The sequence below is a fragment of the Photorhabdus heterorhabditis genome (assembly GCF_001280945.1).
Lineage (GTDB): Bacteria > Pseudomonadota > Gammaproteobacteria > Enterobacterales > Enterobacteriaceae > Photorhabdus > Photorhabdus heterorhabditis.
The window spans coordinates 14,834-30,534 of sequence record NZ_LJCS01000056.1 but is presented as its reverse complement, the minus strand read 5'-3'; the positions used below and the strand labels follow the sequence as shown (position 1 = coordinate 30,534).

Annotated in this window: 11 protein-coding genes; 5 read left to right on the top strand and 6 right to left on the bottom strand. The window is 40.5% G+C overall.

The features are described from left to right. From AM629_RS16530 to AM629_RS24250, 3 genes are all read left to right on the top strand, one after another. The coding region (locus AM629_RS16530) for a contact-dependent growth inhibition system immunity protein (RefSeq protein ID WP_152912014.1) at positions 1-227 on the top strand (227 nt) is incomplete at its 5' end. Positions 228-452: 225 nt separating this feature from the next. After that, complete coding sequence (locus AM629_RS16525; protein WP_054480356.1) at positions 453-959, top strand: contact-dependent growth inhibition system immunity protein; 507 nt, start codon at positions 453-455, stop codon at positions 957-959. 163 nt (positions 960-1,122) lie between these two features. Further along, positions 1,123-1,263: a contact-dependent growth inhibition system immunity protein gene (locus AM629_RS24250; protein ID WP_149617486.1), complete on the top strand. Its 141-nt coding sequence runs from the start codon at positions 1,123-1,125 to the stop codon at positions 1,261-1,263. A gap of 299 nt (positions 1,264-1,562) precedes the next feature. Here AM629_RS24250 and yfaE read toward each other — a convergent pair whose 3' ends face one another. The 4 genes from yfaE to ubiG all read right to left on the bottom strand — a co-directional run bounded on the left by yfaE (position 1,563) and on the right by ubiG (position 6,352). Then, positions 1,563-1,829 (bottom strand): class I ribonucleotide reductase maintenance protein YfaE, encoded by a 267-nt coding sequence (gene yfaE / locus AM629_RS16520; RefSeq protein WP_054480354.1) that lies wholly within the window; start codon positions 1,827-1,829, stop codon positions 1,563-1,565. Next, the gene (nrdB, locus tag AM629_RS16515; protein WP_054480353.1) at positions 1,829-2,959 is read right to left on the bottom strand and encodes a class Ia ribonucleoside-diphosphate reductase subunit beta; all 1,131 of its coding nucleotides are present in this window, start codon (positions 2,957-2,959) and stop codon (positions 1,829-1,831) included. The genes yfaE and nrdB overlap by 1 nt, the downstream gene beginning before the upstream one ends. A 12-nt stretch (positions 2,960-2,971) precedes the next feature. Then, positions 2,972-5,263, bottom strand: a complete 2,292-nt coding sequence (nrdA, locus tag AM629_RS16510; protein ID WP_054480352.1) for a class 1a ribonucleoside-diphosphate reductase subunit alpha — start codon at positions 5,261-5,263, stop codon at positions 2,972-2,974. 366 nt (positions 5,264-5,629) lie between these two features. After that, positions 5,630-6,352, bottom strand: a complete 723-nt coding sequence (ubiG, locus tag AM629_RS16505) for a bifunctional 2-polyprenyl-6-hydroxyphenol methylase/3-demethylubiquinol 3-O-methyltransferase UbiG (protein ID WP_054480351.1) — start codon at positions 6,350-6,352, stop codon at positions 5,630-5,632. A gap of 167 nt (positions 6,353-6,519) precedes the next feature. Between ubiG and gyrA the strand changes: the two genes are divergently transcribed. Further along, a complete protein-coding gene (gene gyrA, locus AM629_RS16500; protein ID WP_054480350.1) occupies positions 6,520-9,150 on the top strand; it encodes a DNA topoisomerase (ATP-hydrolyzing) subunit A in 2,631 nt (876 codons plus the stop codon). Positions 9,151-9,319: 169 nt separating this feature from the next. Next, entirely contained in the window at positions 9,320-12,151 is a 2,832-nt protein-coding gene (rcsC, locus tag AM629_RS16495) for a two-component system sensor histidine kinase RcsC (RefSeq protein ID WP_072161914.1), read from the top strand. Between the two features lie 69 nt (positions 12,152-12,220). Here rcsC and rcsB read toward each other — a convergent pair whose 3' ends face one another. Together rcsB and rcsD are read right to left on the bottom strand one after the other, a co-directional pair. Then, positions 12,221-12,874: a response regulator transcription factor RcsB gene (gene rcsB / locus AM629_RS16490; RefSeq protein ID WP_054480348.1), complete on the bottom strand. Its 654-nt coding sequence runs from the start codon at positions 12,872-12,874 to the stop codon at positions 12,221-12,223. Between the two features lie 3 nt (positions 12,875-12,877). After that, positions 12,878-15,568, bottom strand: a complete 2,691-nt coding sequence (gene rcsD / locus AM629_RS16485) for a phosphotransferase RcsD (RefSeq protein ID WP_054480347.1) — start codon at positions 15,566-15,568, stop codon at positions 12,878-12,880. Positions 15,569-15,701: the final 133 nt, after the last annotated feature.

The following is a 15,701-nucleotide window of genomic DNA, read 5'->3' as shown; positions in this document are numbered from 1 at the left end:
ACAATTACCGTTCAAAACGTCAGTTATTTAAGAAGATGAACAGTTGTAATATCTGTTTGTTAGGTAGCGTTATAACTATCTCGCCTTCTGGTCACGAAAAACTTGATCTCTGGACAGGAAAAGGCATGGTAGAATCTGATGATGTCGTCATTCCGGCAGACAGTTCCCCTGAGGAAGTGGGTACGGCATTACGATTGGCTTTTTCGCGTTGCAGAAGTTATGTTTGACGATAAAGAAACAGTTTGTTTTTGCATTGATTATTCATGATCTTTGATTTAGAGAGTTAATTAAGATGGACACGTAATCACTATTATGTGTCCGCTAATTATCTTACTCTTTGATTTATATGATCAATTTAAAATGGAATGGCTATTATGAGTTTCCTAATTATCTTAAAAAGGCTCAAACAGTTATTAAATTTTCCTTACCGTCGAAGCTGTGGTGGTGAAATAATAAGTGCAGATTTTAAACAAGGATTACATGCAAGGACTGAATTTAATGGTGATTTCTATTCAATACAAACTTATTCAGGTAACGGTTTATTGAGAGTAGATCCTTTAGGAAGTAATCATTTATTACAGCCAATTGCATCTGATCAAGAGTTGGGAAAGGCTGTGCTCGATACTTTATCAAAAAGCAGAGTAATCCCACTTGATGAATGTGAGGATTATTTTGATCATGATGCAAGTGATGAGCAGTATAAAAATTGGATCACTAAGATGATGGAATCTTATGATTACCGTTCAAAACGTCAGCTTTTTAAAAAAATGCATAATTGTGGAATCCAGTTGCTTGATGGTCAAATAACGATCCGGCCATCTTGTCATGAAAAATTGGAAAGTTGGACAGGTAAGACCATTTCCGAATTTGACTATGTCATCATTCCGGCAGACAGCTCCCCTGAGGAAGTTGGAGCAGCATTACGATTGGCTTTTTCGCGTTGCAGAAGTTATGTTTGACGATAAAGAAACAGTTTGTTTTTGCATTGATTATTCATGATCTTTGATTTAGAGAGTTAATTAATATGGACACGTAATCACTATTATGTGTCCTCTAATTATCTCAAAGATATTCAAATGGTTATTAAATGAGCCTGACCGCTAAAATTACGGTGGTGAAATAATGAGTGAGATTTTTAAACGATGGAAAAATGCCAGATGTGTATTTAATGGTGATTTCTATTCAGTGCAAACCTATTCAGGCAATGGCTTGTTGGGAGCAGATTCATTAGGAAGTAACGACTTATTACAATCAATTTTTTGAGAAATGTTAATTTAGACCACTTCAATAAATATAATATACCCAATAGATTTCAAGATGCATCGCGGCGGCAAGGGAGCGAATCCCCGGGAGCATAGATAACTATGTGACCGGGGTGAGTGAGTGCAGCCAACAAAGAAGCAACTTGAAAGATGACGGGTATAGAGTGGGAATTTTGATGTAACAGTAGATTTTAGTGAATATATTAAAGAAGAAGACAGTAATATTACTGCCAAAAGGTAGAAGGTAAAAGATAATAACTGAAAAATTAGTTATTACCTTTTATTGTGAATAACTAAAGGTTATAGCTCAATTTCAATATCACTAAGCGGATGACAACAGCAGGGTAAAATCTCACCTTCGTTAACAAAAGCCAGAGGTTTACGCCGATAACCGACTTTACCTTTTACCAATCTGACACGGCAGGAGCCGCAATAACCTTCACGGCACTGGTATTCCGGTTGTACTCTACCTTGTTCCAGTGCTTCTAGCAGACTGTTATGCAGCTCGGGGGAGCTGTAAATATGATAACCCTGCATATCATGCAGGGTTACTTTATAACTTGTCATCAGAGTTCAAAATCACTCAGGTCGTCAGGGTTAACTTCAGCATCAATCTGACCAACCAGATATGAACTGACTTCAACTTCTTGTGGTGCTACTTGAACGTTATCGGATACCAGCCAGGAGTTAATCCACGGAATCGGGTTAGAACGCGTCTCAAATGGCAGTTTTAGCCCGACAGCCTGCATACGAATATTGGTGATGTATTCAACGTATTGACACAAAATATCTCGGTTTAAACCAATCATTGAACCTTCGCTGAACAGATAATCTGCCCACTCTTTTTCTTGCTCCGCAGCTTGAACAAACAGGTCATAGCACTGTTGTTCACACTCATTAGCAATTTCTGCCATCTCCGGATCATCCTGACCAGAGCGCAACAGGTTCAACATATGCTGAGTACCTGTCAGATGTAGTGCTTCGTCACGGGCGATCAGTTTGATGATTTTAGCGTTACCTTCCATGAGTTCGCGTTCTGCAAAGGCAAATGAACAGGCAAAGCTAACGTAGAAGCGGATCGCTTCCAGCGCGTTAACACTCATCAGGCACAGATATAACTGCTTTTTCAGTTCACGCAGGCTGACTGTGATGGTTGTACCTGCAATTTGATGTATTCCTTCACCAAATAACTGATAGTTATTGGTCATCTTAATCAGATCATCGTAATAAGCGGAAATATCTTTTGCGCGTTTGAGAATCTCTTCGTTGGTGACAATATCATCAAATACAACAGCCGGATCGTTAACGATATTACGGATGATGTGAGTATAAGAACGTGAGTGAATAGTCTCCGAGAAAGACCAGGTTTCAACCCATGTCTCCAGCTCAGGGATGGAGATCAACGGTAAAAACGCCACGTTCGGGCTGCGGCCCTGAATAGAGTCCAGCAGCGTTTGGTATTTCAGGTTACTGATAAAAATATGCTTTTCATGATCCGGTAGTGCATTGTAATCAATGCGGTCACGGGACACGTCAACTTCTTCTGGACGCCAGAAGAAAGAGAGCTGTTTTTCGATCAATTTCTCAAAAATTGGATACTTTTGCTGGTCAAAACGGGCTACGTTTACCGGCTGACCAAAAAACATCGGTTCTTGTAACTGGTCGTTTTTTACTTGTGAAAAGGTGGTATAGGCCATAACTTCCTCAAATTAAATCTTACATGCGCCGCTTTCACAATCGGAATCAGCAGATTCCACGACTTCTTCCAGGTCATCCTGAACGTCTTCTGCACCATCACGTGTATTGTGGTAATACAGCGTTTTTACACCATATTTGTAAGCGAGTAACAAATCTTTCAGCAACTGATTCATTGGCACTTTTCCGCTAGGGAAACGTGTTGGGTCATAGTTGGTATTGGCAGAGATCGACTGGTCGATGAATTTTTGCATGATACCAACCAACTGTAAGTAGCCGTCATTGCCAGGCATTTGCCACAGTAATTCATAAGCCCCTTTTAGGCTTTCATATTCTGGAACAACCTGACGCAAAATCCCGTCTTTCGATGCTTTGATACTGATATAACCACGAGGTGGTTCAATACCGTTGGTGGCGTTAGAGATCTGTGAAGAAGTCTCTGAAGGCATCAAAGAGGATAATGTTGAGTTACGCAGACCATATTGTTTGATATCGCTACGCAATGTTTCCCAATCATAGTGAAGAGGCTCATTAGTCAGTGTATCCAGTGCTTTTTTATAGGTATCGATAGGCAGGATACCTTCAGAATAGGTCGTTTCTTTAAACCATAGGCAAGCACCTTGCTCTTTCGCTAATTCATTCGATGCTTTCAATAGGTAATATTGGATAGCTTCAAATGTTTTGTGAGTCAGGTTATTAGCGCTGCCATCTGAATAACGTACGCCGTGTTTTGCCAGATAATAAGCATAGTTGATGACACCAATACCTAAAGTACGGCGACCCATAGCCCCTTGTTTTGCTGCAAGGATTGGATAATCTTGATAATCGAGCAGAGCATCAAGAGCGCGAACAGCCAGAGCAGCCAATTCTTCCAGCTCATCAAGATTTTCAATTGCACCTAGGTTGAATGCAGACAGTGTACACAACGCAATTTCGCCATTTTTATCATTGATATCATTTAATGGCTTAGTTGGTAGTGCAATTTCCAGACATAAGTTTGACTGGCGTACAGGCGCAACTGATGGATCAAATGGGCTGTGAGTGTTGCAATGATCTACGTTCTGAATATAGATACGGCCAGTAGAAGCGCGTTCCTGCATCATCAAGGAGAATAGATCAACGGCTTTCAGACGTTGCTGACGGATATTACTGTCTTGCTCATACTTGGTGTACAGACGCTCAAATTCATCTTGATCAGCAAAGAATGCATCATATAACCCTGGGACGTCGGACGGGCTAAATAGTGTAATATCTTCACCTTTGATCAGGCGTTCATACATCAATTTGTTAAGCTGTACGCCATAGTCCATATGACGGACACGGTTTCCTTCAACACCCCGGTTGTTTTTCAGTACCAGCAGACTTTCAACTTCCAGATGCCACAGCGGATAGAACAGTGTAGCTGCGCCGCCACGGACCCCCCCCTGAGAACAGGATTTTACCGCTGTCTGGAAGTGCTTATAAAACGGAATACAACCTGTATGGAATGCTTCACCATTACGGATCGGGCTACCTAGTGCACGAATACGACCGGCGTTGATGCCAATACCTGCACGTTGGGAAACATATTTCACAATGGCGCTGGAAGTCGCATTAATGGAATCCAGACTGTCGCCACATTCAATCAGTACGCAGGAACTGAATTGACGAGTAGGGGTGCGAACACCGGCCATAATAGGGGTAGGCAGCGAAATTTTAAAAGTGGAAACCGCGTCGTAAAAGCGGCGGATATAGTCCAGACGTGTTTCTTTCGGATAACTGGAGAACAGGCACGCGGCAACCAAAATATAAAGAAACTGGGCGCTTTCATAAATTTCACCAGTAACGCGATTCTGAACCAGGTATTTACCTTCAAGTTGTTTGACCGCGGCATAAGAAAAGTTCATATCACGCCAGTGATCAATAAACTCGTCCATTTGCTCGAATTCTTCTTTCGAGTAGTCTGCAAGCAAGTGTTTGTCATATTTGCCCATTTCCACCATACGGGATACATGATCATACAGTGCAGGTGGCTCAAATTGACCATAAGCTTTTTTACGCAAATTGAAAATTGCTAAGCGGGCTGCTAGATACTGATAGTCAGGTGCATCACCAGAAATAAGGTCAGCGGCAGCTTTAATCATCGTCTCATGAATATCTGAGGTTTTGATACTGTCGTAAAATTGGATCTGGGAACGCAGCTCTACTTGTGATACCGAGACATTTTTCAGGCCATCGGCTGCCCAGGCGACAACCCGGTGGATTTTTTCAAGGTCAATTCGTTCTTTGTGGCCATCACGCTTTGTTACTAGCAGACTATGGTTCATGGACAGGCATACCTTACATTTACTTTCAGACTCACTCCCACCTGCTTTGTGTCTTTAGTCAGACCAAAACGTAACTCCCTCAATGGTGAAGAAACCAACGAGAGAGTAGTGGTAATGGAATGTTAAGGAACACAATATGTAGGGGGTGCACTAAATAATGACAACAAGATAATGTTAAAACCAGCTTTTATCAAGTGTACAAAAACACGGATTTTTGTGGATAACTTGAGGACTAAATTTATCAAAAAGCCGGAAGCCTGCATCATTACTAGCGGTTGACCTGACAGAAATACGAGTAAACCTAAGTAAAAAAATTCTTGAAAATATGATTCATTTGTCGATTTCTTAATCTGTCAGATGAATATGTCAGACATATTGAGTATGCAGCATATAATTAACGTCCACATTGTAACCAAGGCTAAATTTATCCGTCAGCGGATTATAATGCAGGCCAATGATATGCTGTTCTTTCAGGGGAGTTCTGTCAATCCAGCCTATCAACTCTGATGGACGGATAAATTTCTTCGCATCATGGGTTCCTTTCGGCACCATTTTCAGAATATATTCTGCGCCAATCACCGCCATGAGCCAGGCTTTCTTGTTGCGGTTAATGGTAGAGAAAAAGACATGTCCACCGGGTTTTACTAACTGAGCACAAGCTCGAACAACCGATTGAGGGTCCGGGACATGTTCCAGCATTTCCATACAGGTGACGATATCATAAGCCTGTGGATATTTTTCTGCGTGACTTTCCACTGTTTCCTGTACATAAGTGACAGAGATGCCTGTTTCAAGGGCGTGTAGTCTGGCAACTTGAAGCGGCTCAGTTCCCATATCAAGCCCGGTCACTTCTGCACCTTCACGAGCCATACTTTCTGATAAAATGCCGCCACCACAACCCACATCTAATACTGTTTTACCGAAGATCCCCTCGGAACGTTGCAAAATATAATTCAGGCGTAGTGGATTAATACGGTGTAGTGGCTGAAATTCACCTTCCAGATCCCACCAGCGGGAAGCAACTGCTTCAAATTTCTCTATTTCTTGTTGATCAACATTGTTTGTCGTGGAGGGGGATTTGGTGTTCATCGACGGTTGTTGCTCCTTAAACTTTCTTTACAGATGGATTCACTCTGCGCTGGGAATAGTATACACGGCTTAATTTTTAAATACCCGTATCTGATTTTTATAAAGCTGTTGATTTGTGGTATAGTTCTAAACCTTTGAATTCGGAATTATGAGGGATAGTGGGCTCCATGAGCGACATTGCCAGAGAAATCACGCCGGTCAATATCGAAGAAGAGCTGAAAAGCTCGTATCTGGATTATGCAATGTCTGTTATTGTCGGGCGTGCACTACCAGATGTTCGAGACGGACTGAAGCCGGTACACCGTCGCGTACTTTACGCCATGAATGTGCTGGGAAATGATTGGAATAAACCCTATAAGAAGTCTGCCCGTGTTGTCGGAGACGTTATCGGTAAATACCACCCACATGGGGACAGCGCAGTTTACGACACGATTGTTCGTATGGCTCAGCCGTTCTCCCTGCGTTATATGTTGGTAGATGGTCAGGGTAACTTTGGGTCAGTCGATGGTGACTCAGCCGCAGCTATGCGTTACACCGAAGTACGTATGGCGAAAATTGCCCATGAGCTGCTGGCGGATCTGGAAAAAGAAACCGTCGATTTTGTGCCGAACTATGATGGTACCGAGCAGATCCCGGAAGTCATGCCAACTAAAGTACCCAACCTGCTGATCAACGGTTCTTCCGGTATTGCAGTGGGTATGGCAACCAACATTCCTCCTCATAACTTATCCGAAGTTATTGATGGTTGTCTGGCTTATATTGATGATGAAAACATCAGTATTGAAGGGCTGATGCAGTATATTCCTGGCCCAGATTTCCCGACTGCTGCGATCATTAATGGTCGTCGGGGTATTCAGGAGGCTTATCGGACTGGTCGCGGTAAAATTTATATCCGTGCCCGTGCTGAAATCGAAGTTGATGAGAAAAATGGTCGTGAAACTATTCTGGTGCACGAAATTCCTTATCAAGTCAACAAAGCCCGTTTGATTGAAAAAATTGCCGAACTGGTGAAGGAAAAGCGCATTGAAGGGGTTAGTGCTCTTCGTGACGAATCTGATAAGGATGGCATGCGTATTGTTATCGAAGTGAAACGCGATTCTGTAGGGGAAGTGGTTCTGAATAACCTCTATTCCCTGACTCAGCTTCAGGTTTCTTTCGGTATCAACATGGTGGCGCTGCATCAGGGACAGCCAAAACTGCTGAATCTGAAAGACATTATTTCTGCATTTATATGCCACCGCCGCGAAGTAGTCACTCGTCGTACAATCTTTGAATTACGGAAAGCCCGTGAACGTGCCCATATTCTTGAGGCATTGGCTGTGGCGCTGGCGAATATCGATCCTATTATCGAACTGATTCGTCGAGCCTCGACGCCAGCCGAGGCAAAAGCAGCATTAGTTGCTCAGCCATGGGTATTAGGCAATGTTGCTTCCATGCTGGAACGTGCTGGTGATGATGCCGCTCGCCCTGAATGGCTGGAATCACAATATGGTGTGCATGGTGGTAAATATTATCTGACCGAGCAGCAGGCCCAGGCCATTTTGGATTTGCGTTTGCAGAAACTGACCGGCCTTGAGCATGAAAAGTTATTGGATGAATATCGCGAATTGCTGACGTTAATCGGTGAGTTGCTGTTCATTCTGGAGAATCCTGATCGCTTGATGGAAGTGATCCGTGAAGAGTTGTTGGCAATCAAGGCGCAATATAATGATGCCCGCCGCACTGAAATCACTGAAAATACTGCTGACATCAATATTGAAGACCTGATTAATCAGGAAGATGTTGTTGTCACGCTGTCACATCAGGGATATGTCAAATATCAGCCACTGTCTGACTATGAAGCGCAGCGTCGTGGCGGTAAAGGTAAATCCGCAGCACGCATCAAGGAAGAAGATTTCCTTGAAAAGCTGTTGGTAGCCAATACTCACGATACGATTCTTTGCTTCTCCAGCCGCGGTCGTCTGTACTGGATGAAAGTTTACCAGTTACCTGAGGCCAGTCGTAGCGCCCGTGGTCGTCCGATCGTTAACCTTCTCCCGCTGGAGCAAAATGAGAGGATTACTGCGATTCTGCCAGTGCGTGAATATGAAGATGGGCTGTATGTCTTTATGGCTACGGCCAGCGGGACTGTGAAGAAAACCGCCTTACAGGATTTTAGCCGTCCACGTAGTGCTGGTATTCTCGCGGTTAACCTCAACGAAGGTGACGAACTGATAGGCGTTGACCTGACTGATGGCAGTAACGAAGTCATGCTGTTTTCTGCTGAAGGGAAAGTTGTTCGCTTTGAAGAGGGTGCTGTTCGTGCAATGGGACGTACAGCCACCGGAGTACGCGGTATTAAGCTCAATGGTAAAGACAAAGTTGTTTCCCTGATTATCCCGCGTGGCGAAGGCGAAATCCTAACAGTGACTGAAAACGGTTATGGCAAACGAACGGCTGAAAATGAGTATCCAATTAAATCCCGAGCAACTCAGGGGGTTATCTCAATCAAGGTCAGCGAGCGTAATGGTAATGTGGTCGGTGCAATTCAAGTTGTGCCAACTGATCAGATTATGATGATTACCGATGCAGGTACATTGGTACGTACAAGGGTGTCGGAAGTCAGCGTTGTTGGCCGGAATACTCAGGGCGTAACACTGATCCGTACTGCTCAAGATGAGAAAGTTGTTGGCTTACAGCGGGTTGCAGAACCTGAAGATGATGAAGATGAGCTGGTAGAAGAAAGGGAAGGATTGGAAAGCGATAATACCAATTCACCTGATGCTGATAGTGGCAGAGAATCAGCCGATCCGGTTTAAGTGAAAATATTTTTTCACTCAATTAAGGAACAGGTACTTCGGTACCTGTTTTTTTCAGGTGATTTTTATTAATTTAGAATTATAACAGATGATTCTTTGTAATTCTTAAGCTCTGGTATATCCTGTAATTCATTACGTTGAATGATGTTTGTTTTTATCAGGTAGCCTTTTGAGATATCTTTCTTCTTTTCGTACAACACTGAAAATATCCCGTTACCTTTTCCGGGTAATTGGTTTGATGTTGTGGGCATTAGGAGCTTTGTTAACGGCTTTTTACTTGGTTAATATCTTTAATGAAGTAAAATCTGACATCCGACAAGAATATAATGCTAATTATGATTCTACCCTCTCTTATGTGCGTCATACTGCCAGTATTCTGCGCGATATCCAATATATGACAGAAAAACATTTACTGAATTCCAATGAAAAAAAGAATGCAGTTTTTGATTTTCCACATAATAACCCGGCATTTTCTTATCACCCTTTAAACCAAAGTGCTGACTGTCATACCTTTCGCAAAAATACCCATAGTTACTTAAATTCGTTGAATAACCTTATCTTTTATTGGAAAGATAATCTTGCGGCTCCACAGGGGTTGAATCAGGTTTTTCTGGTGGGTACGCAGAGCATGTGTATGGTGAATTTTTCTATTCGTAATACTACGACTGAGCTTGATACGCTGAAAAAAATAGTCTATGAAAACTCACGTAGACTTATTAGTCTGAAAGAGCAAGGTAAAGAACGAAATGTTTATTGGGTTATGCCTGGTGCAAGATCGGATAGCGGCCATCTCTATGTGTTAGCACCGGTATATGTAAACGGTCAGATGGTTGCCATGATAGGAATTGAACAGTTCATCAGATTAGATACTTTTATTCAAAGGCAAGATCGTCCGATTTCAATAACATTGTTAAATCGTAGTAATCAACCCATGTTGCACTATCCAGCAAATGATGATTACAAACTTGATTATGATGATTATCAGTTGGAAGCGCCTTATTTTGGCTATGATGATAACTTCACTGATTTATTGTTAAAACGCCGGTTAATTCCATCTTCATTCAGTATAATTTACGCGCTTCCACTGAAAAATATTTTTGAAGGTTTTAAGATACAGATTATTAGCAGCATTGTGCTTAATGTGCTATCTGCTTTTGTCATCATTATCTTGGTATATCTGTTTGAGCGGAAAATGTTTGTTCCGGCGGAAGATAATGCGATTCGTTTGGAGGAACACGAGCAGTTTAATCATAAAATTGTCGCTTCAGCTCCTGTTGGGATCAGTATATTGCGGGTAAGTGATGGCAGTAATATTTTGAGTAATGAATTGGCTCATAATTACTTGAAAATGCTGACCCATGAAGATCGGGAACGTATTATTCATATTATTTGTGATAGAACCAGCAGCTATGTTGACGTAGTAACCAGTAATAACAATCATCTGCAAATCAGCTTTGTTCATTCCCGTTACAGGAATGAAGAAGTGGCAATTTGTGTATTGGTTGACATCAGTGTTCGTGTAAGGATGGAAAAATCATTACAGGAAATGGCATTGGCATCGGAGCAGGCTAGCTATTCTAAGTCTATGTTTTTGGCTACCGTCAGCCACGAATTGAGAACACCTCTTTACGGAATTATTGGCAACCTAGAGTTATTACAATCCCATTCATTACCGGCTGAATCAGTCCGTTTATTATCAACGATGAATAACTCTTCAGCCTTGTTACTGAAAATTATCAGCGACATCCTCGATTTCTCTAAGATTGAATCTAAACAGCTTAAAATTGAACCTAAAGAATTTTCTTGTCAGGAAGTTATCTCTCACGTTATTTCCAACTATCTGCCATTAGTTACGAAAAAGTCGTTGAGCTTATATTGCTATATCGAGCCGGATGTAGCGGATTATATCCGCAATGATCCCGTTCGATTACAACAGGTTATATCTAATCTGTTGAATAATGCGATTAAATTCACTGATACTGGATGTGTGGTTATACATGTAGTAGTTGATAGGGATTACTTGTATGTCAGAGTAAAGGATACAGGAGTAGGAATTTCTGATAAGGCGCTTATTCAGTTATTTGATCCGTTTTTCCAGATAATGCCAAATACTGAAAGTTCATCTCAAGGAACGGGTCTTGGTTTAGCGATTTGTGAAAAACTTATCAACTTGATGGATGGCGATATTGAAGTTATTTCACAGCCACAGATAGGCAGTATGTTTTCTATCCGTTTACCTTTATACGGTGCGAAATATATACCAAAAATTCAGCTAGTTAATGAGCATCAGCAAAAAGTTATATTGGCTATACGTAATCTTTATCTGGAAGATTTTTTACAGCGTTTTCTGATTTATCATGGTTTACAAATTGTTTTATATAGTGGGCAAAATACAGATGGCAGTGAAATTATTATCAGTGACTTCTCTGATGCTGTTATTACCCCTCTATATGCTTATATTGAATTATCGACGGCCTATATTGGCTCACCAGAACAAATCAGAGAAAACTATTGGTTACATAATACTTACCATTTGCATGATTTAGCTATACTTATTGAGAGGTTAATTTCACCGGGTAATAGCGAGGTATTGAATACAGCATTGCCTGTCTTGCAGGCAAGCACTTGGCTGAATACTATTATGGTGTTGGTCGTGGACGATCATCCTATCAACCGTTATTTATTGACTGATCAATTGAAATCTATTGGTTTTCAGACAGCGATGGCGAATGATGGATTGGATGCATTGGAGTATTTGAAGAAAGAATATGTTGATATCATTCTGACAGATGTCAATATGCCTAATATGGATGGTTATGCGCTAACAATGTATTTACGGAATAAAGGATGTGAGTTGCCGATCATTGGTATTACGGCAAATGCATTGGCAGAAGAAAAGCAACGCTGTATTGATGCTGGGATGAATGATTGTTTGTCTAAGCCTGTTTCCCTTGCGACTCTCAAACAGGTACTAACAGCGGTCGGGAGTATTAGTGCTTAGAATAATGCCTGGTACCATAGTAGCTCCCAGGCATCAGAGTTCGTTTCATATTAAAATAACGGATCGCATTTAATGAACATTTTCATTGGCACTGATAGCCACAGAAGCAAGATAATTAAGTAGCGCAATATCGTTATTCACACCCAGTTTTACCATTGCTGATTTTTTCTGGCTGCTGATAGTTTTGACACTTCGATTTAGTTTTTTCGCAATATCTGTTACCAAGAAACCTTGGGCAAACAGGCGTAGTACTTCGCTCTCTTTTTGTGATAACGGTTTGTCACCGTAGCGGGTTTTCGTTACTTTTTTCAACAGTTCAGAAACACTCTCTGGCATAAATTTTTCCCCTTGCTTCAGGGCAGTCAATACGTCAGATAAATCTGTTGGCGCTCCTTGTTTTAAAACAACTCCTTCAATATCAAGCTCGAGCACAGCGCTTAAAATGGCTGGATTATTGTTCATGGTCAGAACAATGATTGATAGCCTGGGGTAATGGCGTTTGATGTATTTAATCAAATTAATCCCATCACCATAGATGTCTCCAGGCATGGACAAATCAGTGATCAGCACATTTGCTTTAATACAAGATAGATTGTTGATCAAAGTAGTAGAGTCTTCCGACTCAGCGACAACGTTGATCCATTCGAGTCGCTCAAGTGATTTGCGGATGCCAAACAGAACAATTGGATGGTCATCGGCAATAATGACGTTAAGGCTATTCATCTATTAGTTACCTTGCTGCAACAGCCTTGTGATGAAAGAATCAATGCGGCTGATGCTATTTTTAATCTCTATTTCGTTACCGTTTGTTATGTGTTGTTCCAGTGTTTCGCAAGAAAATTTGAGGAATTCTAAGTCTAACATAGCAAAGACACCTTTTAGGCGATGTGCTGTTTGCGAAAGTGATATCAAATCATGCTGCTCTATATCAGTATACAGTTTATTAATATCTATCGGTACTGTCTCGATAAATAATTGCTGATAATCACTAGCTGCCAGCTGTTTTCGGTAACTGCTTATAACATTTTCAATATCGTAATCAGTGTCTTCGTTGTTAAATGGTGACATTTCTGAAATTTCATTAAATTCGTTAAAACTGAGGTTTCTCTCAATTAATAACGAAATGGCATTGATAATAGCTTCGTTCAGATTGTAGTTACATCTAATATAGTCAGGAGTCATCTGCTCAAGGCCAGCAAGATCACCAACCAACAATATAGTAGATCTGGCGGAATCATACGGTTTATCTGTCAATATGATATCGTATTCTCTACTGATATTTTCTTTCTTTTTATCAAAGTAAGCAGCGCCATAATGTCTTAGGTAATTTTGTATGATCTTACGGATTTCTGTATTGCTAATATCCAGTAAAGCGGTAATATCTTCCAGTAGCTGTGGGCATTGGTCTTGATCGATTATCAACGGCAAACTGATGGTGTAATGTGTACCCAGGTTAGGTTTGCTGTCTATAGTAAAATGACCATTGAGTTTTCGACATAATTGGTCACAGAGATAGAAGGTCAGCCCTGAATTGGACTGATATTTATCTCCAACCGCTTTGTTTAGAAATGGATAATTCAAATTTGCCAAATCGTTTGAATTCAGTCCGGCACCGGTATCTATAACTTCGATCTGAATTTGATCTTTGTATTTCTGAGAATAATTAACTATGAGTGATATTTTCCCATAAGATGTAATCGTGATTGCATAGTTAACCAACATCAGGATAATTTTACGGATGACAAAGCCATCGCCAATAAATATGGATTCAGGGTTAATATTACAGTGATAATAATAATTTAACCCTTTATTATTTATTTTTGATAACACGTTTTTAAAAATATCGTCTAACATGTGTGATAATGAAAATGACTCACTTTTTGCTTGCCAGTCACCTAATTCCAATTCATTGAGAAATGAGATATTCTCGACCCAGCTGGATATATATTCAGATTTAGTTAATAAATTATTGATGATATGATCACTATTTTCCTCTATAGGGATTTGTTTTAGTTGGTAAGCAATATTATTTAATTCCTTTATTGGCTGTTTCAGCTCTGAGCTAATGTTTGTTAACATAAAACGTCGGGCTTGTACGCTCTTATCATGTTCGAGATGTGCAAGTTGTAAACGCTTGTTAATCAATGCTTCCTGGTCTTTATCTTGCAATAAAAATAGATAAGTTTCTGGCAACAGGTGAATGTTGTGCACTTTAATTTCATAGACTGAATCGTCAATTGATGTTTGGATGACACCATGATGTTGCTTTGCCATCATTTTAATTTTGTTTAAGTCGATATCAGGCAATAGATGATCAGCAATTTTATTACTCATGATTATCTGATTTGTTGAGAAATTATAAATCAGTAAACCAATTGGGATATTGGAGATAATATCGTTACTTAACGCATCCTTGACTTGTAGCTCGTGGCTCATAAGAGCATTTGGGGCAATATATTTTTTACGAATATAAATAAGCCCACCCAGAGACAGAATAATAAATATTGAATCTGCCAGCAGTAGCCAGATGTTTTTGTACAACAAATCGATCAGCAAATCTTTGAGTGATACCCGATACAGTAATTTGTATTTCGTGCCACTGAGTGGTTGAGAGAATTCGAGCCAGAAACCATTTTGTGAGATATTAGCTTTATTCGTTTCATCGGGGTTTTGTTCATTGTTAGATAGTAAGCTGAAGTTTGCTGCTCCCATATCGATAGGAAGGAGATGGCTAATCGGTAAATCAAAAGCGATAACGGTCGCCAATTGACCTGGTGAGTTGAATGTTGCCCTGTAAGTGTAGAAATAGAGATTTTCGCCACTTAGCTTACGGATTGATGAAATATTTTCCCGTTCATCTAAAGCGGTAGACTGCATCAGCATCTCTGAACGTTTCGATTCGGCTGTCAGTGTCAGATAACTTTCTTTAAATCTTAATTCTGGTTTAAGAATGGAGTGAGTTGTTATTAAAAACAGATTGTTATCTTTACCGTTCAGATAGTACATAGAGTTGTATTCATTGCGGGCGCCCCACAAAATCTCTATATAATTGGAAAGACGTTGTGCCAACGCTGCACTTGTCGCGTTATGGTGACCAAAAATAATAGCGTCGATAGCCTGATAACGACTTTCAAGCCAATAAACATCAGGTCGTAGCTTCATTGGTGAAACAGGTCCCTGTAGTTTAAAAGGCGAGATATTAGCTTGTTCAAAGATAGAATTAGCATGGTAACGATAATCTTCTATCTGCAATACCATTTTGGTTGCAACACTATTTAGCGCGTACTTTTTCCCCATCAGCCAGGCGTTGAAGTAGTTATAGCTATATAAAAACAGGGAAACAAAAAGCAGGGCAATGAACAAGCCATAGTAACGGTTTATGGTTGATGAATTGATTGAAGATTGTCTGTTATACATGCGTTAGGTAAAAACCTTAGTCATTGTTTGGCTATGATTTAGCGAGAATGCTAATTTTAACAGGATAAGAACCTGGAATGGTATTGTAGATTGAGGATTGAGCGAATAGTAAAAAAATCACAGATTTTTTGCG

Bases quoted from the DNA above. Each gene is read 5' to 3' on its own strand.
- nrdB (WP_054480353.1), bottom strand. From the start codon at position 2,959: ATGGCCTATACCACCTTTTCACAAGTAAAAAACGACCAGTTACAAGAA.
- ubiG (WP_054480351.1), bottom strand. From the start codon at position 6,352: ATGAACACCAAATCCCCCTCCACGACAAACAATGTTGATCAACAAGAA.
- rcsD (WP_054480347.1), bottom strand. From the start codon at position 15,568: ATGTATAACAGACAATCTTCAATCAATTCATCAACCATAAACCGTTAC.
- AM629_RS24250 (WP_149617486.1), top strand. From the start codon at position 1,123: ATGAGTGAGATTTTTAAACGATGGAAAAATGCCAGATGTGTATTTAAT.
- gyrA (WP_054480350.1), top strand. From the start codon at position 6,520: ATGAGCGACATTGCCAGAGAAATCACGCCGGTCAATATCGAAGAAGAG.
- yfaE (WP_054480354.1), bottom strand. From the start codon at position 1,829: ATGACAAGTTATAAAGTAACCCTGCATGATATGCAGGGTTATCATATT.
- rcsB (WP_054480348.1), bottom strand. From the start codon at position 12,874: ATGAATAGCCTTAACGTCATTATTGCCGATGACCATCCAATTGTTCTG.
- nrdA (WP_054480352.1), bottom strand. From the start codon at position 5,263: ATGAACCATAGTCTGCTAGTAACAAAGCGTGATGGCCACAAAGAACGA.